Source organism: Shewanella sp. VB17, assembly GCF_013248905.1.
In the GTDB taxonomy this organism is placed as follows: Bacteria; Pseudomonadota; Gammaproteobacteria; order Enterobacterales; family Shewanellaceae; genus Shewanella.
Genome location: NZ_JABRVS010000001.1, coordinates 4,155,209 through 4,179,099, shown reverse-complemented (window position 1 = coordinate 4,179,099; position 23,891 = coordinate 4,155,209). Strand labels below are relative to the sequence as shown.

Genomic DNA, 23,891 nt, shown 5'->3' with positions numbered 1-23,891 from the left:
GCGCTCGCTAGAATATAGGTATGTTATTTATTAACAATGGCTGGCTATGATTTTGTTAAACAATGGCTGGCTATGATTTTGTTATAAAGCGAAAAGAGTCAGTCAATAAACACGTGACGAGAGGCAATAGTTAGCAGAGAAACCAAGGTAAGCAATACCTTGGTTACATGAGTATTACCTTGACTAACCGGGAGCGTCCATATATGTCCACTTACTTCTAGTTGCATAAACATCGGCGTATTGATATTTTATGTCAATAATAAACAGTGACCTACTGCTAATTTAACTTTTATAGCGTCAGAATTGACATGTTGTTAAATAGCCCTTTTTTATGATGGGTGGCTGGATAAATTATCGCTTCCAATTAGCAAGGGTGAATACAGGCCGATGTCTGAAAATGCGCCAGTAGCGTTTAGGTATAGAAGCAGCCAGCAGGCTTCCCAAGAACTAGCAATCACTACATGCGCCGAACAGCGCGAAACATATAGGAATCAATGGACGTTCTATTTCATGTGGCGAAAACCATGTTAGGGCATAAAATACACACAGGTGTACAGAGCCATAACTATGAATACTTAGATGAGCAGAGAAAAGCTTATGCTCCCTGGGCTAGCCTAGTTTCTAACGTCAACGCAACTACTCCGGAGTATTATCAAATTGACTAAGAAGAAGGCTGCAAATAGCGGTGTAGTTGCGCTCAGTGGTTTTGAGTTTCAAAGAAACTGTGCGTTGTATTTGCTATTGGAAGAGTATGCGACTTTTAAAGACCAAGATTATTTTCTTTGCATTGAGCACCATGACGATTTCTTGTTTTGCTTTAGAACAAGTGATAGCCAACGTATTAGAAATATCAAGGCTTATCAGGCTAAGAAAAAAACAGGCTCATTGTGGAAAATTGATGGCAATTTTGGGGAAATTCTTGCGAAAATACTGGAAGTTGGAACAGACCTAAAAAATGATTCCATTCCTAAGTGTGAGCACTATTCACATGAGACAATTTTTATATCCAATACCGAACTGGATTTTTTCTATAACCCCAATAAAGATGATAGGAAAGCTGGTAAGAAAAAGGAAAAGGTCGTTATAAACGAGACAAACTCATTCGTTTGCTTTGAGCATTTACCTATAGATATAAAAGAAAAAGCATGTAATTATATACAGTGCTTTTGTGATGAGTACGATGTTGAAAATTATGGTGAAGGCTTAGGAGATGTCCATTTTCAATGGATAGATTTTCAGAAAACAGCCAAAAAGCAAAAAGAAGGGTTATTAGGTTTAATGAAAACCAATTTTCCTCATATTGTAGATCCTAAAGCAGCTATTGATGTATTGCTCGAGTTATTTAGAGGTGTTGAAACTGCTTATAACCAAGGAAATGTTGTTAAGTTGATGGATGCTTCTAAGAGAGTTGAAGGGGAAGAAATCAGAAAAACGATGACTATCCTTGATACCAAACAGGAAACTTACGATTTCTGGCGAGATCACTCACCAAATTTTGTTGGAAAGATTAGCTTCCCTATTAAGGTGCGCTTAAAGCCTGAAGAGTATATAGCCATCACTTTCGAATTGCTGAAGGATATGAACAACTATACATATCAGGTAATCAAAGATTATGTTAAGACAAATGATTACAGCCACTGCGATAAATTCGATGAAATGTTTAACGATTACTTGAAAGGCATAAGGTCATCTCACCACACGAATCTAAGTGACGTAGACATACTGTTGGCTATTTTGTGTTCTTTCGTAGAGTTTCACTGCTAGGTTATTATTATGAAAATTAATTTTGAAAGTCTTTTCGTTTTTACGGAAAACAAAAAAACGTCATTTTATGAGAGTTTTGGACCTGGCGCCAATTTGATTAGCGGCCGGAATACGTCAGGTAAAAGTACTCTAATACAGAGTTTGATCTATGTGTTTGGTGTCAATGATGTAAAAGAAGGGTTACATGAAATCCTTTCTTATAATCCAACGTTTAGGTTGAATTTTACAAAGTGTTGGGGAGACGTTGAAGAACCCTATACGATCATAAGAGAAACGGAGACTATTTATATAAAAGAGCCAAGTGGTAGAACCACAATCTTTTATGGTATTGATTCTGATGTTAGTGCTGAGCATGTAAAATTAAAAAGATACCTTAGTGATTCATTTGGTTTTAACTTGATGTTGGAACAATCTGGTGAGCTTAAACAAGCTCCTTTAGAGTGCATGTTCTTGCCTTACTATGTTTCTCAATCAGTTGGTTGGGTATATGTCAGAGAGTCCTTCTCTAACCTGAATTACTACAAAGGTTTCAATGACGATTACCTGGATTACTATTTGGGTATCACAAACGATTTTGATCGAGTTGAGCACAGAAAGTTAACAAAAGAAAAAGAAATATTAGCTACCGACATTTCAAATTTAAAGCGATATAGCCAAAAGGCAGATTTTAAGTTTGCCAACCTCGTTGACGAAAAGTTTGGAGAAGATGCTGAAAACTATTTAATGGGATATGAGAGCTGTGTCCGGAGTCTTGGTGATGAGCGTCTTCGCCATACTAAAGTTAATAATGAAATCTCCTTGTTACAGAACCATAAAAGCATTCTTAGACGTACTAAAAACAATATAAAAAATCAGAGTTTTAATGGTGTGGATAGATGCCCGTCTTGCACCCAGGTACTGCCTTACTCTTTGGAAGGTCTGTATAGCCATTATCAAAAAGTAAATGATACCGAAAATTTAGCATCTACAATTAATGATAAATTAAAAAAGAAACAGTCGGATTTGAATGGCTCAGTTAAAAGAATAGAAAAGCTTGAAACTGAGATAGCTACAATATATGGCGAGTTGCTGGCTCGAAAATTCGAAGGTGTAACTTTCGACCAGTGGATAGATAATAAGACTGATGTAAAGCTGTATTCCAATATTCAATCAGAAGTGAGAGATCTACGAACTAAGCTAACTAAAGCCAAAGGCGAACTAGCTGCCATGAAAACAGAAGAGGACACACTATCTGAGAGAAGATCTAAGGAGAGAGATTTTACAAAAAAATTTGAATCTTATCTAGTTAAGTTAGGGCTAAAACCACTGAGAGAAAATAGGTATAAGGAATTGTATAGAATTAATTCCTTTCCTTTTCAGGGTGTTGAATTGCACAAGACCGTGATGGCTTACCATTTTGCGTTAAATTCGATAATTGCGGAGACAGATAATATTCACCGTTTGCCTTTCCTTTTGGACGCTGTCTTGAAGGAAGATATTGACCAAACGAACTTAGATCTGATATTAAATTTTATAGGTAGTAATCTCCCTAGTGACACTCAAACATTTATTTCGATATCAGAACATAAAAAAGAGCCGAATCAATCTCGAGAAAGCAGAGATAAAAATAAAGAAAAGCCATTTGAAGCAGTAAAAGTTAACGAGGTTAATACGACTTACTTTTCTAATAAAGCAAATGTGATTTATATTGGAAACGGTGGAGAAGAGCGTAGCTTCTTTACTGAGTTGTCTGATTTTGAGCGAGAAGTTCTTGAAGATACACTTGAGATGGTTAGTTAGTGATAAAGGGGTCGTAGCTATTTAGGGGGTTCGAATAAACTAAGGTACTTTCTTTAATCCAAAAAAGGTGAGTTAGACTTAATACTCTAACCCGCTTCTGTCCAACAAAATCCATAGACAGCCATTGTTAATTGCACTTCCTGTCGCTGTGACTAAAATTTAATCATGGTGATGTGATTGGAGTGAGTTATGCCCCAGCCTAGAAGAACATTGATAAGTATCGAAGATACACCTTACTACCATTGTTGTAGCCGTGTCGTGCGCCGCGCATATCTCTGTGGTGACGATAAGTACACAGGTAAAAACTATGACCATCGACGCGGTTGGGTTGATAAGAATCCATAAGACAGCGATAAGAATCCATAAGAATCCATAAGACAGCCATCGTTAATTGCAGCCATCGTTAATTGCACTTCCTGTCGCTGTGACTAAAATTTAATCATGGTGATGTGATTGGAGTGAGTTATGCCTCGTCCTAGAAGAACGCTGATAAGCATCGAAGATACACCTTACTACCATTGTTGTAGCCGTGTCGTGCGCCGCGCATATCTCTGTGGTGACGATAAGTACACAGGTAAAAACTATGACCATCGACGCGGTTGGGTTGAGGCGCAAATGCTTAAATTATCTGAAGTATTTGCAATTGATGTGGCTGCCTATGCGGTGATGAGTAATCATTTGCATATTGTGTTATATATCGATTTAGATAAAGCCAATGTCTGGTCAGATAGGGAAGTGGTTGAACAATGGCATCAATGCTTTAACGGCACAGCACTCACACAAAAATTTGCTCGAGGTGAAGTGATTGATGAGCGCCAAGTGGCTAAATTAAAACATCTTATTGCGACTTACCGCTCACGGCTGAGTGATATTAGCTGGTTTATGCGATGCCTTAATGAGCCGATTGCCAGACAAGCCAACTTTGAAGATAATTGCACAGGTCATTTCTGGGAAGGGCGGTTTAAATCTCAAGCTCTTTTGGATGAAGCGGCAGTGCTGGCCTGTATGGCTTATGTCGAGCTTAATCCTATTCGCGCTAAGATGGCCAATACGCCCGAGAATTCAGACTACACCAGCCTTCAATTGCGAGTCAACGCGGCAATCAATGGAAAACAACCTACCAGGTTACTGCCTTTTATTGGGGATGAACGGCTGAATCAACCCAAAGGCATAAACTTCGCGCTGAAAGACTATCTTGAATTAATTGATGAAACAGGCCGTATTATTCGAGATGATAAACGCGGAGCAATCTCGGCCAATGCAGATAAGATATTAACGAGGCTAAACATTCCTGCTGACAATTGGCTCAAAATCACCACAGAGTTTGGGCATCTATTTCATGGACCAGTAGGGACATTGCAAGAGCTAAGTCGCTACTGTGAACACTTAAATAAAAGACGACGGCATTTTTTCACGAGTTGCGAGTATCTGAAAGTAGGCTAGACGCTGGATTTACATAATAAGTGCAACAGAGCTCTAATATACCTCCAATAGAATCTTCCTCAGTTTATCAACAGAGCAGATATTTCTTGCCTGAAAATCAATTTTTTATGACAAAAAGCCTCATTTTGTTAAGAGCACTCGGTTATATGAGCTTAACATTCCTACCTCTCATGAGTTGATATTTGCAGAACGTTGAAGGCTCGCGGGGATGTCGATATGTTATTGATTAATAATGGCTGGCTATGAATTTTATTCGGCTATGAATTTTCTTCGGACTCGTGGCGGCTTAACAATATTGAGCCACTCCCAGTTTTGATTAAGTACATGACGATAGAAAAACTGCAAGCCGTTCCGGTCGAGCTTAACCGTGCTCCATGAATGTGATGCGATCAGTTGAGCAAAGTAGCGCTTCAAGTCATCGGTGGTAAGATTATCAGGGCAACGGTCAAAATAGGCAGCAATTCGCCTAATAGCGCGCGAATAAGCATCAATGGTAGCAGGTCGCTTGCCTTGCAGGGTTAAGTTGGTAAGATGTTGCTCATAAAGAGAATCAAAGCGTTGTTGTTCAAATGTATTCATGACAATACTCCTGAGGTACGACCAAGATCGGTCGCCTCAATAAAGTATTTATGATGGGAGGGTAAAGGTGATTTTTATCTCTTCTGCCGCACAGCGGCTTCGTTCAACAAGCTAATTAATAAGGACAAAAAACAGTTGGCTGTTTTCGTTCCTCAACATTTTAGCCAACAATTTTTTGCCTATTATTAGGGCGTTAGTTTTATCACGGAGAGTTTCGTAACTATGGAAGTGTTAAATAATATTGAAGACGTAAGAGAAGTGGTTGGTGAACCAAATCCTGTTGCTAGCAAGAAAATTTACTCTTTTTTAAATGACAGAATGATTAATTTCATTTCATCGTCTCCAATCATGATGCTATCTACAGTTGATAGCGATGGTTTCCCTACAATATCTCCAAAAGGCGACGAAGCTGGATTTGTCAGAGTTTCAGATAATAATACTTTATTAATTCCTGAGTTACGTGGTAACAAATTAGCATTCTCTTTAGAAAATATTGTGCAACAAAATAAAGTCGCTTTAATATTTTTAGTGCCCGGCACTGTTGAATCTTTAAGAGTTCATGGTACTTGTCGGCTCTTAAAGGGAGATGAAATATGTGAGTCTTTAGCATCAAAATCTCATAACGCATTGTTAGTTATGGAGGTTAAAGTTACCAAAGCATATTTTCATTGTGGCAAGGCTTTCCTTAGAAGTAAAACTTGGCAACCGAGCACTTGGAACGATAAAATTAAAATATCATTTGGTCAGGAAATTGCCGATAATATTGGAGAAAATTCCAATTTTGCAGAGACTTTAGACGCTGGTGTTAAAGAACGCTATGTTACTGATCTATAAAACTAATCGGGGAGCCGGAGGTGTCTAGCCTCCAGCCCCAACACCACCCTGCATGCGGCTCCGCACACGACTAAATGGTCTATTTTGTTCCATACAAAATAAGACATTTCTTCCTTGGAAGTCAGACTTAGTAGGTAGGGTGAAGCTGGATGCCAGAGCCGAGGGCGGTTCATTTACTCTCAACAATAAAATATCCTAATCTAAACTTTTTGGTGAGCTTTTTTGCTACGAGAATAACTGAGATCCATCCATCTCTTAGTGAATACAATCCTGCTTTCTTTAGGGATCGATACCCAAAATGAGTTATGAAAGTCATTGCCAGCTCAATCTGGGTCTGTTTTGCTACGAATCATATAACAAAAAGGAGAAAAAATGGAAACTGCGGATTTAATATCAGATGAATTTATTGCTTGGTTCGATGACCGAGTGATAGATGCAGCACCGAGATCATTTGATTACTTTGCACAGAAAGTACTGCCATTGATTGATCAACGTGAAGTTGTAAAAAACGTCTTGAGTGATAAAGAAAGTAAAGAATATTATGCTCTTAGCTTTGAGTTTGGTGAGAAAAAGTGTTTATTTCGACAAGCCAAAACTACACCGAAGAAAGTAGGGCAATTCGTCACTATTTGGAAGCGAGAGTATACTGGTGCTGAAATAGCACCTTTTGAAAATAGCGATGATATTGATTTCGTTATTGTTGCTGTACATGACGCTCAGAATCAGGGGTTTTTCATCTTTGATAAAGAGACGTTAGTTAAGAGGCGCGTATTTACTGATGGTCTTAGAGAAGGGAAGCGAGCTATCCGTGTTTACGCTCCGTGGATTAAACCTACAGTAAAACAAGCCATTAGTACGCAAAAATGGCAGACAGCACATTTTTTTTCATTAGACAAACAAAATGAATATGTGTTGCAATGGGTTAAAGGATCATTTACATGAGACAACCTGTTGCTATTTTGATGGCGAGACAATGTTCGTGTCCTGCCAATGCTCTCGAACAACGAAGACGACGCCGCTACTTACCCAAACTGAACTTATCTGAAACAGACGACTTCAAGCCTCAGTTCTAGCTCGTTTCTGTCCAAAATCGCAGAGCGTATAGGGATATATTCACAGTGTGCCGCAGAAGTATCTGCACATCAGTCTGCTGCAAGCAATAAGCACCAATTCGGCTTTGGTTATCAGTAAGCTAACCAAACCCAACACAAAACCAGCCCAATGAACCCAAGCTAAAAGATATTTGAAACTTGTTATCCGACAAGTTAACCAATTTTTGTCCAAAACCGTGCTAGCAACCAAGAATTAAAATAGAAGAAACGAGTCTTGGCCTTACTGTTGTTGATTCGACGATTACAAAGCTAAAAAGAGAGGTTATCGGTTGCTAAGCGAACATTGGTCGCTTTACACTGTTGGGTCTGTTTATGCTGTTTGAGGCCAATGATGATACTAAAACCTATTCCTACCAATGTGATAACAGGCTTTCTTGGCGTGGGCAAAACCACTTTTATTAAACAGTGGTTAGCCCAGAAATCCCATAATGAAACATGGGCTGTCTTAGTCAATGAATTTGGTGAAGTGGGCATTGATGGTGCTTTGTTATCCGGTAGCACAGAAGGCATCGAAATTCGTGAGGTGGCAGGGGGGTGTTTGTGCTGTGCGGCGAGTGTGCCTATGCAAGTGGCTGTCAATCAGCTCATCGCCAAGGCTAAACCGGACCGACTATTGATTGAGCCTACAGGACTCGGGCACCCCAAAGAGGTGATTAAGCTGTTAAGTCAGCCTCATTATCAACATGTCATAGCGCTTAAGTCGACAGTCTGTTTGGTTGATGCGAGAAAAATATCCGATGAACGTTATCGAACTCATGATATTTTTAATCAGCAACTTGAAGTGGCTGATATTATTGTCGCGACTAAATCTGATTTGTATTCAGACCAAGAGTATTCAGCGTTAACCACTTATGTAGAGAATACCTTTTCTTTTGAAAATGCAGACAGCAAATATTGTTGTTTGATCAGCATGCAGTCGACGATGGAATTACCTGAAGATCTCTTGGATTTACTCGATAGAACAGGACAGATTTCAAGCGGAAAACCTTTAGCAAAAGAACGCCTCATGGCTCGTCGCTCTGACAGTGTATTTGATGTTGAGCCTGCGTCAGTTGATGCTGAGTTTGATGAGCGTGGGGTGTTAGTTAAACAAAACAATGGAGAAGGTTTTTATTCTTGCGGTTGGGTGTTTGATCTCAGTTATGAATTTAAATTTGACGAGGTTATTAAGTTGATTAAATCATTAGATGTGACTCGCCTGAAAGCGGTGCTTATTACCGATGAGGGAATAGCAGGGTTAAATGTCATCGAGGGCGAGATAACCGTTATAGAGCTAGATGATGCGATGGATTCGAGGCTTGAAATCATTAGTGTATTTCCAGTTGCTGTCAATGATGTTGAAGTACAAATTTTAAACATGTCTACACGGCTGTCTTTTTGATGTGTTATGTAAAACCTTATTGTAGGGTTAATCTGCATGAGCACTGATATATCGAATCATGATCTGGCGTTGGTCAATGATCCTCTCCATAAATTAATATGGCGCTATACGGTACCGACCATACTTTCTATGTTAGTGACGGGTATTTACGTCACGATTGATGGCATGTTTGTTGGTCATTATTTGGGAGAAACAGGGTTAGGTGGCATGATGTTGGCGTATCCCGTCGGTGCTCTGCTCTATGCGGTTGGGGCATGGTTGGGGATGGGAGGCGCTGCACTGGTTTCAATTAATTTAGGCTTGGGGGAGGTGTCCAAAGCGCGGAAAATATTAGGTAATACGTTTAGTTTATGTGTGATCTCCGGTACCTTATTTGCCATTTTTGGAAGTTACTATGCTAGAGATATTTTACAATTACTGGGCGCAGAAGGTGCGGTATTAAACAGTGCTGAGGATTACCTGTTTTGGTACTTTGCACTTGGTCATTTCCCTATTATTTCAATGGCTTTTACAGCGTTACTGAGAAATGATGGGCGCCCGGGCTTTGTCACTGGGATACTGATATTCGGTGGTTGCCTTAATGCGGTGCTAGATTGGTTGTTTATTGTGGTTTTTCCTTATGGGCTGGTTGGCGCCGCTATTGCGACCATGCTCTCTCAAGCGGTAACTGGTGGGCTTTGTTTACAACATTTTTTCTCAGGTAACACGCGTCTTAAAATTAATCTTGAGCAAATGACATTAGAATTAGACCATTGTTTTAATATCCTTAAAACGGGGTTACCTAGTTTTTTAATGAATCTTTATCTTTCTATCGTACTCACTTTACACAATATTGCATTTTTATGGGTTGGATCACCTATCCATGTCGCAGCATATGGTGTTGTGGGTTACACCGAGGCTTTTTTCTATCTTATTTTTGAGGGGATCGCTTTTGGTACTCAGCCTATATTCAGTTTTAACGCAGGAGCTGGGCGATATGACCGTGTGTTTAAGACATTGAGCATTGCTTTTGGAATAAGCTTAGTGACGGCGATGATTGGGTTATTGTTTATTTACACCAAGCCTCAATGGATGGTGTATATCTTTGCTGGTGATAATCCCCTGTTAACACCTTATGCGATAGAAGGGATGAGGCTCTATTTTTGGGGCTTGCCGATGGAAGGATTACTGTTAGTTGGCGCAAGTTTTTTTCAAGCGATAAATTACGCTAAAGAAGCGTCGATATTAACGACCGCTAAACTGATCCTTATTGCTTTTATTCTTTATCTTTTTGCATGGCTTTTTGGGGTGACAGGGGTGTGGATTTCGTTAGCAAGCGGCAGCTGTATATTAGTGATCTGGATGTTTTTTGCATTAAAGCGTGTTTCGAAAGATGTAGGCATCAAGATTTAAGTACGATGAAAATGAAAAAGCCTCATGGATGAAATGAGGCCTTTGGCAAACTAGGGTACGCAAATGCTTAAATGAGTATTTTGAGGTAGTTTGGGTATCGATACGTTAGAACAATTTACTGCCCCAGCCTAATTTGTTTCTTAATACATGAAAGTAATTGTGACCTTTAGGGTGAATGAGCTTCAAGCGCTCATGGCTACGTTTGATAATGATCTCATCACCTGGTAGTACTGGTAACATCACATGGCCGTCACAGCTTACCTCTAGGTTGTCACCGTTATCTGGCGACACCACTAATTTGATAATACTGGCAGCATCGACAACGATTGGGCGGCTTGATAATGTGTGTGGAAACATAGGCACCAAAATGAGCGCCTCAAGGTTAGGGGTTAAAATGGCACCGCCCGCCGATAATGAATAAGCTGTCGATCCTGTAGGTGTTGAGACTATCATGCCATCTGCTCGTTGGGAGTACATGAAGTCATTATCAATATAGACTTCAAATTCAATCATATGGGCAATTTTACCTGGGTGCAGCACGGCTTCATTTACGGCTGTATTACTGGATTTTATATTGCCATGACGATGAACTTCTGTTTCGAGTAAAAATCGGTGTTCAACCTCAAATTTACCCTCGAGGACTGCCCCTAACTCAGTTTCAAATGAGTCAGGAGGGAGATCCGTTAAAAATCCTAAATTACCGCGGTTAACACCGATAACACCAATATCGAAACGTGCAAGCACACGTGCTGCACCGAGCATATTACCATCCCCCCCTACGACGATGGCTAAATCACATTTATCACCGAGTTCGAGCAAGTCGACCGATTGACTGTTTGGGGCCACTTCAGCAGCGACTCTTTCCTCAATTAATACATCAAAGCCTTTCATGCTTAACCATTGATGTAGGCGTTTTAGCGTGAGGTTGGTGCCATGGTGATTAGGCTTGCCGATAAGGCCGATAGTGTTAAACATTTTAGGCATAATAATCTTAGTACTAGGGCTTGAATCCAATCGTTTGATCCCCATATTAATATGTAAACAAATTTGGTATGCAGGATCCAGCATTACCAAGTCATTTGAGTATATGCCCAGAGCATGCAGAACAAAAGTATTTTTAGCTGGAGTTAGAATGAGTAACGAGCCAAGTAAAGCGGAAAACAAGCAAGTAGACGAAGCCATAGAAGGTGAAATCTTAACTGAACATGAGTGTGAAACTGTGAATGATGAAACGAATTTGATGGATGAACTCACTCAGTCGAACTTCCGCGTTGAAGAATTAGAGCAGGCATTGGCTGAAGCTTTGGCTAAAGTTGAGGAGCAGAAAGATTCTGTCACTCGTGCTGCAGCTTCTGAGGCAAATATTCGCCGCCGTGCAGCTCAAGATGTTGAAAAAGCACGTAAGTTTGCCCTAGAGAAATTTGCCAATGAGCTTTTACCTGTCATTGATAACATGGAGCGTGCACTCCATGGTACTGATGCAGACTCTGAGGCGACTAAAGCTATCTATGAAGGTGTTGAATTAACACTTAAGAGTTTTATTACCACAGTTGATAAGTTTGGACTGAAAGAAGTGAACCCACAAGGGGACGTGTTTAATCCTGATCATCATCAAGCCATTGGTATGCAACCAAGCCCTGATTTTCCTGAGAATACGGTCATGTTGGTGATGCAAAAAGGCTATATTTTAAATGATCGCCTACTGCGCCCAGCCATGGTGATGGTATCTCAAGGCAGTGCTGGTGCAGCGAGTGTCGATACACAAGCTTAAGCTCGTTATTGCTCACTGAATAAAAATGCCAGTCAAATTAATTGACTGGCATTTTTATGTTTGGAACATTTATGCCTATTCATCATTGCATTGACAGTTATGAATAGGATTTATGTCTGAAATATTTATCTTTTATGGATGGTTATTAAGCTAAATAGGCTTCTATTTGCTTTAGAATACCTGCACCATCGAGCATTAACTCGGTAATGATCTCTTTCGAGTCGCCATGCTTAATAAATTCATCAGGGAGTCCTAGCTGTAATACTGGCATGGGTAATTTGAGTTGTTGCAGCAGTTCGAGTACACCGGAACCCGCCCCTCCCATAATCGCATTTTCTTCAACTGTCACCAATATGTCGTGAGATTGCGCTAACGCGATGACAAGTTCAACATCAAGAGGCTTAACAAAGCGCATATCCGCTACGGTAGCATCCAGTGATTCAGCCGCAGTTAATACGCTCGCTAGAAGAGTGCCAAAATTGAGAATAGCGATCTTTTTGCCTTGACGTTTAACCTGTCCTTTACCGATAGGCAGTGCTGTCATCTGTTCGACTTGAGGCTCCCCAGTTGCGCTGCCTCTTGGGTAGCGCACTGCGGTAGGACCATCACGATAACAGTAACCGGTATAAAGCATTTGTCTGCATTCATTCTCATCAGAAGGTGCCATAATGATCATATTCGGGATTGTACGCATAAAACTGAGATCGAAAGCACCTTGATGAGTGGGTCCATCAGCGCCAACAATCCCCCCGCGGTCAATGGCAAACAGTACTGGTAGTTTTTGTAAAGCGACATCATGGATCAGTTGATCGTATCCACGCTGAAGAAATGTTGAGTAGATAGCGACCACGGGCTTTAACCCTTCGCAGGCAAAACCTGCAGCTAAGGTTACTGCATGTTGTTCGGCTATTGCTGTGTCGAAGTATTGCTCAGGAAAACGTTGAGAAAATTCAACCATTCCAGAGCCTTCACGCATCGCAGGGGTGATCCCTAATACCTTGTTATCTTTTTCTGCAACATCACAAAGCCATTTACCAAATACTTGAGAAAAAGTCGGGTAACTTGGTTTCGAAACCGGTTTTTCAAAGGTTGATGGATCGAACTTTGGCACGGCATGCCAGCCAATAGGATCTTTTTCGGCAGGCTCATAACCACGACCTTTTTTAGTCATGATGTGTAAAATCTGAGGGCCGGTTAAATTACGCATATTACGCATCGTTTCAACTAGCGCATCGACATCATGGCCATCGATAGGCCCGATATAATTGAAGCCTAGTTCTTCAAACATGGTGGCAGGTACAACCATGCCTTTTAAATGCTCTTCGGTACGTTTTGCCATTTCTTTAATGGCAGGCATACCTTGCAGTACTTTTTTACTGCCTTCACGAATGGTTGTATACAAGCGTCCTGACATAAGTTGGGCTAAATGATTATTTAACGCACCGACATTTTCAGAGATAGACATTTCATTGTCGTTAAGTACAACTAACATATCTTTATGTAAATCGCCGGCATGGTTCATGGCTTCAAATACCATGCCGCCAGTCATGGCACCATCACCGATAACCGATACGACTTTACGGCCAGCTTGCTCTTTTTCTGCCGCAACCGCCATAGCCAGTGCAGCACTAATTGATGTGCCTGAATGACCAACACTAAAAGTATCGTATTCGCTCTCTTCACGCCAAGGGAATGGGTGTATTCCTCCTTTTTGTCGTATGGTGTGCATTTGATCACGCCGACCCGTTAAAATCTTATGCGGATAGGCTTGATGACCGACATCCCAGAGCAGGCGATCAAATGGGGTATTATAGACATAGTGAAGCGCCACAGTGAGCTCCACTGTGCCAAGTCCTGAGGCAAAATGGCCACTGGATTTACTCACTGACTTCAAAAGGAAACCTCTAAGTTCATCTGCTAGTTGTGGTAACAGGGCTTGAGGGAGCTGTCTTAGCTCATCAGGAGTGTTAGCCTGTGCGAGCACAGGGTATTGAGATATATCCAAATTCATCGAGATAACAGGTCTCTTGATTATACTCTTCGCTCAATGATAAAACGGGCGAATTCGCTAATTAGCTGACTATTGTATGGTAATTTGGTCAGCGCTGATAGAGCATCTTGTATCAAACTCTTGGCGGTGGCTTGTGCACCTGCTAGTCCAAGTAATTTGGGGTAGGTACTCTTGTTTGACTCACTGTCTGAGCCTTGTGGTTTTCCTAGCTCTTCGGTACTGGAGATAATATCAATCACATCATCTTGTACCTGGAAGGCTAAGCCGATAGCATCGGCAAATTGTAGCAATAGCGCTTGTTCTACAAGTGAAACATTAGCTGCGATCATCGGCAGTTCAATAGCGCAACGGATTAAAGCGCCTGTCTTTAGTTTATGTAGTTGAGTCAGAGTGGGTAAATCAACCTGTGTGTTGGTTGCATTAAGGTCCATGGCTTGGCCGCCACACATTCCTGAATAACCCGATGCTTTAGCTAATGCCTTAACCATAGCAAGATTTTGGGTTGCTGTGAGGCCGTCAATCGTTTCACTGAGGATATCGAAGGCTAAAGCTTGCAGCGCATCACCAGCAAGTATGGCAGTGGCTTCATCAAAAGCGATATGAACGGTTGGCCGTCCTCGACGTAGAGCATCATTGTCCATCGCTGGTAGGTCGTCATGGATAAGCGAATAGGCGTGTATGCATTCAATGGCTGCAGCACATGTATCGAGGTTTTTTGCCGGCACATTTAGCATCTCACCAATCGCATAAACTAAAAATGGACGAATACGCTTACCACCGCCCAAAGCACCATGTTTCATGGCTGCCTTTAGTTGAGAGTCAGTGACGGTTTGAGCATCGATAAAGTGTGCTAATTGGGAATCAACGCGCTGCTGGTATTGAGTAAACGTTTGAGATAACAAAGGCTTAACCCTCAGGTAAAAATGGCGTTAGTGGTGCATTTTCGTTGTCAGCCATTAATATAGCGACTTTCTGTTGAGCTTGCTCTAACTTGCCTTGGCTGCTGCGTACCAGTTTAATACCGCGCTCGAATTGCTTTAATGCATCGTCTAAGGAAACGTCGCCTTGTTCAAGTTCTGAAACGATGCGTTCGAGTTCACAAAGGGATTCTTCAAAATTGAGACTTTCAGGTTTTTTTGCCACGATAACATATCCTTTAAATTAGCCTGACACGGTATCGCAGCCAGCGTCTGCGGTCAAATACAGCCGCTTACTTTTTACTCTATAGTTGGTTTTATTGTGCTTTTTTCATAATTTTTTTGAATTTTTAGCTAAACTTGCGTGTAACCTGTCCGATAATTAAGAGTCGGTATTGAAGAGTGATTAACTCTCAACTCTTGCACTCAATACCTTGAGAAATAGACGATAGGTTTGATATGAAGTGCTAAGCGTGATGATCTTCTTATGTGACATTTATTGCCTATACTAGGTTTATTTATATCCATGTTATGAAGTTAAGCTTGTAAAGAATTTTTTATCTTATTGGTATGCTATGTACTTTTATTGGTTTGGTTATTTTAGCTGAAATCAGTTTAATTTAAGGAGCAGCTGTGGATTTAGCAACCCTGATAGGGATCATCGGTTCGTTTGGTTTTATTCTTGGTGCGATGGCAACCAGTGGTGGGATCGGTATCTTTATCGACACCGCATCAGTGCTGATTGTGATATGCGGCTCGTTTTTTGTGGTGATGATGAAATATAACCTGAAGCAATTTCTCGGCTCGATCAAGATTGCGGCTAAGGCATTCATATTTAAAATCGATAAGCCTGAGGAATTAATAGAGCAATCTGTAGCGATGGCTGATGCAGCGCGTAAAGGCGGTTTTTTAGCCCTCGAAGAGGCTGAGATCAGTAATAGTTTTATGCAAAAAGCCGTTGATATGTTAGTCGATGGTCATGATGGTGATGTTGTCCGTGATGCACTGGAAAAAGATATTGCATTAACCGAAGATCGGCATAAATTAGGTATTAGTATCTTTTCAACAATAGGAGATGTTGCACCTGCAATGGGAATGATAGGGACTTTAGTTGGTCTGGTTGGCATGTTGTCGAACATGGATGATCCCAAATCGATTGGTCCTGCGATGGCAATAGCACTGTTAACAACACTCTATGGTGCCATGGTGGCGAATATGGTGGCGATCCCTATTGCGGGTAAATTAGGATTGCGAATGGGCGAAGAGATGATGAATCGTAATTTGATCATGGATGCAGTATTAGCGATCCAAGACGGACAGAATCCTCGTGTCATTGAAGGTTTTTTGAAAAATTATCTCTCTGAGAAACAAAGACAAATAGAGACTACAGAGGAAGAGTGATTTTATGGCTAAAGCAAAGTGTGAATGTCCACCACCAGGCGCACCACTTTGGTTAGCGACTTTTGCTGATTTAATGTCACTTTTGATGTGTTTTTTTGTTTTGTTGTTGTCATTTTCTGAAATGGATGTACAAAAATTTAAACAAATTGCAGGTTCGATGAAGTATGCTTTTGGTGTGCAAAATAAAGTTGAAATTAAAGATATTCCCAAAGGGACATCGGTCATCGCTTTAGAGTTTAGACCTGGTCGCCCAGAACCCACCCCAATAGAAATTATTACTCAACAAACCAGTGAAATTACAGAAACTGTGATTGAATATCAAGCGGGGGAAGATGACAGTTCTGGCGGAACACAGCAACAGCAGGGCCAAGAACGCGGAGGTGAAGCAGCATCCAATGCACAAGAGCAGTCACAAGCCCAGTCACAAGCTGCATCAAACTCGGAATCTGAAGCTAAGTCTAAAGAAGAGTCTGAGGCGGAGGCCGCAGCACAGGACAATATTAACGAAGAAGTGAAGAAAATGGCCCAAGAGCTTAACACTGAGATTGTTGATGGCGCCATTGAGTTAGAATCTTTAGGTCAACAGATCATTATCCGAATTCGTGAAAAAGGTGCTTTTTCATCGGGTTCTGGTTTCCTACAACCAAGATTTAAGCCTGTTATTCGCCGCATTGGTGAATTACTTAAAGATGTGCCTGGTATTGTGACTGTTTCTGGGCATACCGATGATATGAAGATAAGCAATGAGCTATATAGCTCAAATTGGGATCTTTCCAGTAAACGTGCTGTGGCGGTGGCGCATGAGTTACTTCGCGTGAAAGGTTTTGATCCGATGAGAATGAAAGTGGTTGGTATGGCGAATGCAGCGCCCTTGATTGAGAATGACACAAAAAATCACCGTGCTCGTAATAGACGAGTTGAAATTGCGATTGAGCAAGGAAAAGCAAAAGAGTCGGATGAAATTAATGTAGGGCCTTAATGTCGACTTTTTTCTGTGAATGATTAAAGACTAGCAGTCAAATTATTGCGGTTTATTTTTTGTTTTAGGTCCTGTTAAGGCATATAAATCCAGATTTTTTATTGCGTTATATCTAGATAAGTAATTTTCTAATGCTTTTGGTATAATAGGCCCAATATAATTTAATTCCTTTCCTCGGAAGTCCTGATGAAATTTATCGTAAAGTTGTTCCCTGAAATCATGATGAAAAGCAAACCGGTAAGAACGCGATTTACCAAAATGCTTGAAACTAATATTCGTAATGTGCTTAAAAAGGTCGATGAGAGTGCTAAAGTTAAGCGTGAATGGGATAAAATCATGGTTCTGGTACCTGAGGAGAGGGAAGATTTAATTGAACCTTTTGCAGAACGACTAGCCTGTATTCCAGGTATTGCTCATGTACTTCAAGTGAGCGAGAGTCAGTTTGAATCAATTGATGATATTTATCAACAGACGTTAGCCGTTTATAAAGAGCAACTCGCTGGTAAGACATTTTGTGTGCGGGTTAAGCGCGTAGGGAACCATGACTTTCAATCGATAGAAGTTGAGCGTTATGTAGGTGGCGGATTGAACCAGTTTACTGAAGCCACAGGGGTTAAACTTAAAAACCCTGATATAACTATAAACTTGGAGATAGATAAAGAAAGCCTTTATCTGGTCAATAAGCGTATTGCTGGCTTAGGTGGCTATCCTATGGCTACTCAAGAAAGTGTATTGTCTCTTATTTCTGGCGGATTTGATTCTGGTGTGTCTAGTTATCAGTTTATCAAACGTGGCTCACGTACTCATTATTGTTTCTTTAATTTAGGTGGCGACCAACATGAGATAGGCGTCAAACAAGTCGCTTATCATCTGTGGCAGAAATATGGTGAGTCACATAATGTTAAATTTATCTCTGTGCCTTTCGATCCTGTTGTCACTGAAATCTTAGAGAAAATAGACAATGGACAGATGGGGGTGGTGCTTAAACGTATGATGATGCGTGCAGCGGCTAAAATAGCCAATAAAATGGGTATTCAGGCTCTGGTAACGGGAGAGGCAATGGGGCAAGTGTCTAGCCAAACGCTCACTAACCTTAATGTGATTGACCGTTGTACCGACCAGCTTATTTTACGTCCGCTTATCGCGATGGATAAACAAGATATTATCAACATAAGTCGTCGAATAGGGACTGAAGATCTTTCTAAGACGATCCCTGAATATTGTGGCGTTATCTCTCAACGTCCTACCGTTAAAGCTGTGTTATCAAAAATTGAAACTGAAGAATTAAAATTCTCTGAAGATCTGATTGAGCGTGTTGTTGACGCTGCTGTTATGATCGATATTAAAGAGATTGCTACGAGTACAGAGACGATAATCACTGCGGTTGAAACGATAACTGATATTCATTCAAATGAGATCGTCATTGATATTCGCGCGCCAGAAGAGGAAGAAAAATCACCTTTGGAGATCACTGGCGTAGAGATTAAGTCGATTCCTTTCTTTAAGCTTGCGACAATGTTTGCAGACTTAGATAAAGCTTACACTTACTTGCTCTATTGTGATCGAGGTGTCATGAGCAAGCTACAAGCTCTTTATCTTCAAGAGCAAGGTTATGAAAATGTGAAAGTTTATCGCCCCTAGGATTTTGACTCGATTGATATAAATGAAAGCCGCGAGCATATTATGTGTCGCGGCTTTTTAATATATCGTCAACTTCCCCTGAAAATGATCTTCATGTGAGTTGAGGGTAAACACGATCCCATTTACGTTGTAGAGGCTGTTTGGCCGTCATTATTTTGTTGGGGTAGAATTTAGCCAAAACATCTTCCCTTTTTAAACCATAAAATGTAACAATAAAGATTAGAAAAACTAATTAAAATATGAAATTAGGAACGTTATGTCTAGACGCTTACCTCCTCTAAATGCCGTTAAAGCATTCGAAGCTGCAGCAAGGCACTTGAGCTTCACTCGTGCGGCTGAAGAGTTGTTCGTCACTCAGGCTGCTGTAAGTCATCAAATTAAGGCACTTGAAGAATATCTTGGATTAAAGTTATTTCGTAGAAAAAACCGTTCTTTGCTATTGACTGAAGAAGGACAAGGTTATTTTTTGGATATCAAAGATATTTTTGTTCAGTTAACGGAAGCGACAGACAGATTACTCGCTCGAAGTGCGATAGGTTCGCTTACCGTAAGTACTTCTCCTAGTTTTGCTATTCAATGGTTAGTGCCTAGATTAGCTAAATTTAGTGAAAAAAATCCAGATATTGATGTGCGTATAAAAGCAGTTGATGATGAAGATGGAGCTTTGCCTGATGATGTTGATGTTGCTATTTATTACGGGCAAGGGAGTTGGTCAGGATTAAGAGCCGATAAATTAAGAAATGAGGTATTAATCCCTGTTTGTTCACCTATGTTACTCAGTGGACCAAAGCCATTAGAGAAACCTAGCGATCTTAAGGATCATACATTATTGCATGATATGGGGCGGCATGATTGGCAAGCATGGTTTAGGCAGTGTGGGATTAATGATATTAATGTGAATCAAGGCCCAATCTTTAGCCACTCATCACTTGTACTGCAAGCTGCAGCTTATGGGCAAGGCGTGGCGTTGGGATATAGTGTGCTCGCGAGACCAGACATTAAAGCAGGGCGTTTAGTGTGCCCTTTTCCTGAAGTACTTGTCAGTAAAAATGCCTATTATCTTGTGTGTCAACAGAACCATTCAGATATTGGTAAAGTTGCAGCGTTTAGGGAATGGATGTTAGACATGTTTGAGGAGGAGTCACGCAGTGAATTGCTTCCTGGTTAAAGATTCATTAGAAGCCGAAGGTTTATTAGAAAGTGAATGTCTTATTGATGGTGATATGAGTGAGACGGTCGTTATTTTTACTCATGGTGCAGGCGCAAACATGCGGTCTTGCTTTATGGAGCGGATGGCAAAGGGATTAAGTCAGTCCAATATTGGCGTTGTTCGTTTTAATTTACCCTATATGCGTGCAAATGAGATTGATGGTAAGCGTCGTCCACCGGATAGAGCCCCTAAGTTGCTTAAAGATTTCAACTTACACATTGAAGCAATTAAGGATAAGTTTGCCCCAAAGCGTCTATTCTTAATGGGAAAGTCGATGGGAGGTCGTATGGCAGCAATGGTGGCTGAGAAAACATCGGTAGACGGAGTTATTTGTTTAGGTTACCCCTTTATTCCTTTAAAAGGAGGGGATCCTAGATTAGCGCCGATAGAGTTGAGTCAAGCACCATTGTGTGTGATACAGGGAGAAAGAGATAAATTTGGCGGGAGAGAATTGGTTGAAAGCTGGCCGATAATGCATCAAACGCAATTATATTGGTTAGTGGATGGCGATCATAGTTTTGTACCAAGAAAGTCTTCAGGTATGACTGAAGACATGAATTTAGGCATTGCTATTTCGTGTTGTATTGATTTTATTCAGGGTCAAAAAAATGCGTAAAGGTTTTTTTTTATTAGCGGCATTAAGTGGGTTTATGTCTGTGGTGCTGGGGGCATTTGCCGCTCATGGATTAAAAACAGTTGCATCACCAGAGATGATAGTCATCTTTAATCTAGGAGTTGAATATCAGTTTTATCATACATTTGCACTGATTGCCGTCGCTTTTTCTGGTCATTGGTTTCGTTCTCGTTTACTCGACTGGGCGGGTTATCTGTTTATTGTTGGGATGATTTTGTTTTCAGGCTCTTTATATATTTATGCCTTGTTTGATACTCAATGGACAGGACCTATCACACCGATAGGCGGTGTTTGCTTCTTAGTCGGTTGGTTGTTGATTGCGCTGACAGTGTGGCGCAACAGAGTTGTTGAGCTTGATGGTTAAGGATGATCGTATTCACACATCATAAAGTGTAGAATGGCGGCCATTATCAGATGTATATCCAAGATGACCTCAAAGTTCAGGATCCAGCACTTTGAGAGTGATTTAGGTATAAATCCAATGGTTGTTATATTTGGCATCTATTGTTTATTGACCCGCTTCAGGAATTTCCAATGATTAATCTATTTTTGTATTGCCGCTCAGGCTATGAAAAAGAGTGTGCAGCTGAGATACAACATCGTGCAACAGAACTTGATATTGGTGGTTTTGTTAAAACCAATAAAAAAGACGGCTATGTCATTTTTCAGTGTTTTAATGCTGGGGATGCAAGTGTCTTGGCACAAAAAATTAAATTGGATTCACTCATTTTTACCCGACAGATTTTTGCTGCCAAAGAGCTGTTAAAAAACTTACCAGAAAACGATCGGATCACACCTATTTTAGCTGCGTTGTCAGATGTCAGGAATGCAGGTGAGTTAAGGGTTGAGACTCCTGATACCAATGAAGCGAAAGAAAGGACTGCTTTTTGTCGTAAGTTTACGGTTCCTTTGAGACAAAAGTTGAAAAATTCAGGACACTTACTGAAAAAAGAGAATAGCAGTCGTCCAATTATACACGTGTGTTTTGTGGCATCCGGTACGGCCTATGTTGGTGTGTCTTTCAGTAATAATAGTTCTCCCTATCCGATGGGGATCCCCAGATTGAAAATGGCAACGGATGCACCCAGTCGTTCTAACTTGAAGCTTGATGAAGCATTTATTCATTTTATCCCAGAAGAAGAACACGAGTTAAGGTTAAGCAGTGGCATGAATGCCGTGGATTTAGGTGCCTGTCCAGGTGGTTGGACTTATCAGCTAGTGCGCCGTGGTATGTTTGTCGCAGCGATTGATAATGGTGCTATGGATGAAGCTTTGATGGAGACAGGGCAGGTTAAGCATTATCAGGCCGATGGCTTTCGTTTTGAGCCTCCACGTAAGAATATCTACTGGTTGGTCTGCGATATGATCGAAAAGCCGACCCGTGTTGCTGACTTAGTCGCAACGTGGGCGATTAAAGGTTGGTTTAAAGAAGCGATATTTAATCTTAAGCTACCCATGAAAAGCCGTTATCAGGATGTCTCTGCTATTTTAGCTAATATGGAGACAGTGCTTAATGATAATGAAATAAAGCACTTTTCAATTAAGTGTAAGCACCTTTATCATGATCGTGATGAAGTCACTGTTTACCTTAGTTTAAACCCTACTCAAATGAGTTGACTTATGGTCATACAATGATAAAAAAGCCCGATACAAAGTAGAGGGCTTTTTTTAATATCTGCTTTATCATAAAAAGTGATGTCACTTTTTAAATGAACAGCCTAAAAATATCAGTAGACTGACTGTTTCATTGTGAGATAAAAGTTATAAACGATCGATGACTGCTTGAGTGAAATCGGTTGTACCATGGGTACCACCAAGATCGCGTGTCGTACGATCCCCTTTAGCAATGACGGCAGTGACTGCCGAACGAATGTTTTCAGCTTTATCTGCCATGCCTAAATATTCAAGCATTTGAATAGAAGCTAAGATAACGGATGTCGGATTGGCTAGGTTTTTACCCGCAATATCAGGTGCACTACCGTGTACAGCTTCAAAAATGGCTGCATCTTTACCGATATTGGCACCAGGAGCCATGCCGAGACCACCAACAAGACCCGCGCACAAGTCTGATAGAATATCGCCAAATAAATTAGTCGTTACCATAACGTCAAAGTTTTCAGGATTCATGACCAGTTTCATACAAGTTGCATCGACAATCATTTCTTCAGTAATGATATCAGGGTAGCGTAAGCTGACTTCTCGGGCGACTTTTAAAAATAGTCCCGAAGTCGATTTCATGATGTTTGCTTTATGTACGATAGTGACTTTTTTACGATTTTCTTTGCGAGCAAGCTCGTAAGCAAATACGGTTATTTGCTCTGCGCCTTTACGGGTCACGATACTGGTTGCTTCAGCTGTTGCACCATCATCAGACACCGTTTGTCCTAAACCTGAATACATACCTTCAGTATTTTCACGGACTGTGATGATATCAATGTTTTCGTAACGAGCCTGAGTCCCTTTAAAAGATAAGACGGGACGAATGTTAGCATAAAGACTAAAGCGTTTACGTAGCGATACGTTGATTGAGGTAAAACCTTCTCCCACAGGCGTGGTCAAAGGGCCTTTTAGCGTGATGCGGTTTTTCTCTATTAAATCGAGAGTACGCTGGGGTAATAATTCACCATGTTTTTCATGGGCGACTAAACCAGCATCGGCAAACTCGTATTCAAAATCACAACCTGCTTTATCAAGAATTTTTATTGCTGCATCAATAATGCTAGGTCCAATCCCATCACCAGGGATCACGGTTATAGTTTTTTTTGACATGAGAGTCCTTCAACGTTTCGTTGTACTGCTATTGTCAGGCCATGTCTAAAGACACGACGATATGACTTAGAATGATTTTTTTATAATCTACCTCTTTATTTTAAACACTTTTGAATATTTTTCACAGAAAATAGTGAATAGCCTCACGTTTTTATACCGTATTGGTAGTATTCACTAAAAATAATCAGGATAATTGTTCGTTAAAGGTTAAAAAAGTTGAACAAAAACCTAATGAAAGTCAGATGATGAGTCAATAAGATCTTACCCCTGTTAA

The 23,891-nt window shown here is 40.6% G+C and carries 23 protein-coding genes; 17 read left to right on the top strand and 6 right to left on the bottom strand.

Annotation, left to right across the window (positions count from 1 at the left end; all coding sequences use genetic code 11):
* The first annotated feature begins 494 nt into the window (after positions 1-494).
* The 5 genes from HQQ94_RS22350 (at position 495) to HQQ94_RS18070 (ending at position 4,986) form a co-directional block, all read left to right on the top strand.
* Positions 495-665, top strand: coding sequence for a hypothetical protein (locus HQQ94_RS22350; RefSeq protein WP_217274066.1), 171 nt, complete (start codon positions 495-497; stop codon positions 663-665).
* Positions 658-1,764 (top strand): dsDNA nuclease domain-containing protein, encoded by a 1,107-nt coding sequence (locus tag HQQ94_RS18085; protein ID WP_173295727.1) that lies wholly within the window; start codon positions 658-660, stop codon positions 1,762-1,764. Before HQQ94_RS22350 ends, HQQ94_RS18085 begins: the two co-directional genes overlap by 8 nt.
* Positions 1,765-1,773: 9 nt before the next feature.
* Positions 1,774-3,543 carry a hypothetical protein gene (locus tag HQQ94_RS18080; RefSeq protein WP_173295726.1) on the top strand — a complete coding sequence of 590 codons (1,770 nt, stop codon included), beginning with the start codon at positions 1,774-1,776 and terminating at the stop codon, positions 3,541-3,543.
* A 189-nt stretch (positions 3,544-3,732) separates the two neighbouring features.
* On the top strand, positions 3,733-3,888 hold the full coding sequence (locus HQQ94_RS18075; RefSeq protein ID WP_173295725.1) for a transposase: 156 nt from the start codon (positions 3,733-3,735) through the stop codon (positions 3,886-3,888).
* A 120-nt stretch (positions 3,889-4,008) separates the two neighbouring features.
* Entirely contained in the window at positions 4,009-4,986 is a 978-nt protein-coding gene (locus HQQ94_RS18070) for a transposase (RefSeq protein WP_173295724.1), read from the top strand.
* 249 nt (positions 4,987-5,235) lie between these two features.
* Here HQQ94_RS18070 and HQQ94_RS18065 read toward each other — a convergent pair whose 3' ends face one another.
* Positions 5,236-5,565 carry a site-specific integrase gene (locus HQQ94_RS18065; protein WP_173295723.1) on the bottom strand — a complete coding sequence of 110 codons (330 nt, stop codon included), beginning with the start codon at positions 5,563-5,565 and terminating at the stop codon, positions 5,236-5,238.
* Between the two features lie 222 nt (positions 5,566-5,787).
* Between HQQ94_RS18065 and HQQ94_RS18060 the strand changes: the two genes are divergently transcribed.
* From HQQ94_RS18060 to HQQ94_RS18045, 4 genes are all read left to right on the top strand, one after another.
* The gene (locus HQQ94_RS18060; RefSeq protein ID WP_173295722.1) at positions 5,788-6,399 is read left to right on the top strand and encodes an MSMEG_1061 family FMN-dependent PPOX-type flavoprotein; all 612 of its coding nucleotides are present in this window, start codon (positions 5,788-5,790) and stop codon (positions 6,397-6,399) included.
* A 372-nt stretch (positions 6,400-6,771) separates the two neighbouring features.
* Positions 6,772-7,341 (top strand): MepB family protein, encoded by a 570-nt coding sequence (locus HQQ94_RS18055; protein WP_173295721.1) that lies wholly within the window; start codon positions 6,772-6,774, stop codon positions 7,339-7,341.
* Between the two features lie 501 nt (positions 7,342-7,842).
* Entirely contained in the window at positions 7,843-8,892 is a 1,050-nt protein-coding gene (locus HQQ94_RS18050; RefSeq protein WP_173296710.1) for a GTP-binding protein, read from the top strand.
* Positions 8,893-8,928: 36 nt separating this feature from the next.
* Positions 8,929-10,284 carry an MATE family efflux transporter gene (locus tag HQQ94_RS18045; protein WP_173295720.1) on the top strand — a complete coding sequence of 452 codons (1,356 nt, stop codon included), beginning with the start codon at positions 8,929-8,931 and terminating at the stop codon, positions 10,282-10,284.
* Positions 10,285-10,389: 105 nt separating this feature from the next.
* Here HQQ94_RS18045 and nadK read toward each other — a convergent pair whose 3' ends face one another.
* On the bottom strand, positions 10,390-11,268 hold the full coding sequence (nadK, locus tag HQQ94_RS18040; protein ID WP_173296709.1) for an NAD(+) kinase: 879 nt from the start codon (positions 11,266-11,268) through the stop codon (positions 10,390-10,392).
* A 148-nt stretch (positions 11,269-11,416) separates the two neighbouring features.
* On the opposite strand from nadK, the gene grpE reads away from it, so the two are divergent.
* Positions 11,417-12,055, top strand: a complete 639-nt coding sequence (gene grpE, locus HQQ94_RS18035) for a nucleotide exchange factor GrpE (protein ID WP_173295719.1) — start codon at positions 11,417-11,419, stop codon at positions 12,053-12,055.
* Positions 12,056-12,200: 145 nt separating this feature from the next.
* Here grpE and dxs read toward each other — a convergent pair whose 3' ends face one another.
* The 3 genes from dxs to xseB are packed head-to-tail and all read right to left on the bottom strand — an operon-like array spanning position 12,201 to position 15,209.
* Complete coding sequence (gene dxs / locus HQQ94_RS18030) at positions 12,201-14,066, bottom strand: 1-deoxy-D-xylulose-5-phosphate synthase (RefSeq protein ID WP_173295718.1); 1,866 nt, start codon at positions 14,064-14,066, stop codon at positions 12,201-12,203.
* A gap of 20 nt (positions 14,067-14,086) precedes the next feature.
* Positions 14,087-14,968 (bottom strand): (2E,6E)-farnesyl diphosphate synthase, encoded by an 882-nt coding sequence (gene ispA, locus HQQ94_RS18025; protein WP_173295717.1) that lies wholly within the window; start codon positions 14,966-14,968, stop codon positions 14,087-14,089.
* A gap of 4 nt (positions 14,969-14,972) precedes the next feature.
* Complete coding sequence (gene xseB / locus HQQ94_RS18020; RefSeq protein WP_173295716.1) at positions 14,973-15,209, bottom strand: exodeoxyribonuclease VII small subunit; 237 nt, start codon at positions 15,207-15,209, stop codon at positions 14,973-14,975.
* Between the two features lie 407 nt (positions 15,210-15,616).
* On the opposite strand from xseB, the gene pomA reads away from it, so the two are divergent.
* The 7 genes from pomA to rlmM all read left to right on the top strand — a co-directional run bounded on the left by pomA (position 15,617) and on the right by rlmM (position 22,465).
* Positions 15,617-16,384 carry a flagellar motor protein PomA gene (gene pomA / locus HQQ94_RS18015; RefSeq protein ID WP_173295715.1) on the top strand — a complete coding sequence of 256 codons (768 nt, stop codon included), beginning with the start codon at positions 15,617-15,619 and terminating at the stop codon, positions 16,382-16,384.
* A 4-nt stretch (positions 16,385-16,388) separates the two neighbouring features.
* On the top strand, positions 16,389-17,363 hold the full coding sequence (locus HQQ94_RS18010; RefSeq protein WP_173295714.1) for a flagellar motor protein MotB: 975 nt from the start codon (positions 16,389-16,391) through the stop codon (positions 17,361-17,363).
* 186 nt (positions 17,364-17,549) lie between these two features.
* Entirely contained in the window at positions 17,550-19,004 is a 1,455-nt protein-coding gene (gene thiI, locus HQQ94_RS18005; RefSeq protein WP_173295713.1) for a tRNA uracil 4-sulfurtransferase ThiI, read from the top strand.
* A 256-nt stretch (positions 19,005-19,260) separates the two neighbouring features.
* The gene (locus tag HQQ94_RS18000; RefSeq protein ID WP_173295712.1) at positions 19,261-20,172 is read left to right on the top strand and encodes a transcriptional regulator GcvA; all 912 of its coding nucleotides are present in this window, start codon (positions 19,261-19,263) and stop codon (positions 20,170-20,172) included.
* Entirely contained in the window at positions 20,153-20,830 is a 678-nt protein-coding gene (locus HQQ94_RS17995) for an alpha/beta fold hydrolase (protein ID WP_309247258.1), read from the top strand. Before HQQ94_RS18000 ends, HQQ94_RS17995 begins: the two co-directional genes overlap by 20 nt.
* On the top strand, positions 20,823-21,212 hold the full coding sequence (locus HQQ94_RS17990; RefSeq protein ID WP_173295711.1) for a DUF423 domain-containing protein: 390 nt from the start codon (positions 20,823-20,825) through the stop codon (positions 21,210-21,212). The genes HQQ94_RS17995 and HQQ94_RS17990 overlap by 8 nt, the downstream gene beginning before the upstream one ends.
* Before the next feature lie 170 nt (positions 21,213-21,382).
* Positions 21,383-22,465, top strand: coding sequence for a 23S rRNA (cytidine(2498)-2'-O)-methyltransferase RlmM (gene rlmM, locus HQQ94_RS17985; protein WP_173295710.1), 1,083 nt, complete (start codon positions 21,383-21,385; stop codon positions 22,463-22,465).
* Positions 22,466-22,609: 144 nt separating this feature from the next.
* Here the strand turns inward: rlmM and HQQ94_RS17980 are convergent, their stop codons facing one another.
* Positions 22,610-23,617: an isocitrate dehydrogenase gene (locus tag HQQ94_RS17980; protein WP_173295709.1), complete on the bottom strand. Its 1,008-nt coding sequence runs from the start codon at positions 23,615-23,617 to the stop codon at positions 22,610-22,612.
* Between the last annotated feature and the right edge of the window lie 274 nt (positions 23,618-23,891).

Coding starts and splice junctions, on each gene's coding strand:
- HQQ94_RS18065 (WP_173295723.1), bottom strand. CDS start 5,565: ATGAATACATTTGAACAACAACGCTTTGATTCTCTTTATGAGCAACAT.
- HQQ94_RS22350 (WP_217274066.1), top strand. CDS start 495: ATGGACGTTCTATTTCATGTGGCGAAAACCATGTTAGGGCATAAAATA.
- HQQ94_RS18075 (WP_173295725.1), top strand. CDS start 3,733: ATGCCCCAGCCTAGAAGAACATTGATAAGTATCGAAGATACACCTTAC.
- thiI (WP_173295713.1), top strand. CDS start 17,550: ATGAAATTTATCGTAAAGTTGTTCCCTGAAATCATGATGAAAAGCAAA.
- HQQ94_RS18055 (WP_173295721.1), top strand. CDS start 6,772: ATGGAAACTGCGGATTTAATATCAGATGAATTTATTGCTTGGTTCGAT.
- HQQ94_RS18050 (WP_173296710.1), top strand. CDS start 7,843: ATGATACTAAAACCTATTCCTACCAATGTGATAACAGGCTTTCTTGGC.
- HQQ94_RS18010 (WP_173295714.1), top strand. CDS start 16,389: ATGGCTAAAGCAAAGTGTGAATGTCCACCACCAGGCGCACCACTTTGG.
- rlmM (WP_173295710.1), top strand. CDS start 21,383: ATGATTAATCTATTTTTGTATTGCCGCTCAGGCTATGAAAAAGAGTGT.
- HQQ94_RS18060 (WP_173295722.1), top strand. CDS start 5,788: ATGGAAGTGTTAAATAATATTGAAGACGTAAGAGAAGTGGTTGGTGAA.
- HQQ94_RS18045 (WP_173295720.1), top strand. CDS start 8,929: ATGAGCACTGATATATCGAATCATGATCTGGCGTTGGTCAATGATCCT.
- HQQ94_RS17990 (WP_173295711.1), top strand. CDS start 20,823: ATGCGTAAAGGTTTTTTTTTATTAGCGGCATTAAGTGGGTTTATGTCT.
- grpE (WP_173295719.1), top strand. CDS start 11,417: ATGAGTAACGAGCCAAGTAAAGCGGAAAACAAGCAAGTAGACGAAGCC.
- HQQ94_RS18070 (WP_173295724.1), top strand. CDS start 4,009: ATGCCTCGTCCTAGAAGAACGCTGATAAGCATCGAAGATACACCTTAC.
- nadK (WP_173296709.1), bottom strand. CDS start 11,268: ATGCCTAAAATGTTTAACACTATCGGCCTTATCGGCAAGCCTAATCAC.
- dxs (WP_173295718.1), bottom strand. CDS start 14,066: ATGAATTTGGATATATCTCAATACCCTGTGCTCGCACAGGCTAACACT.
- HQQ94_RS18000 (WP_173295712.1), top strand. CDS start 19,261: ATGTCTAGACGCTTACCTCCTCTAAATGCCGTTAAAGCATTCGAAGCT.
- HQQ94_RS18080 (WP_173295726.1), top strand. CDS start 1,774: ATGAAAATTAATTTTGAAAGTCTTTTCGTTTTTACGGAAAACAAAAAA.
- HQQ94_RS17980 (WP_173295709.1), bottom strand. CDS start 23,617: ATGTCAAAAAAAACTATAACCGTGATCCCTGGTGATGGGATTGGACCT.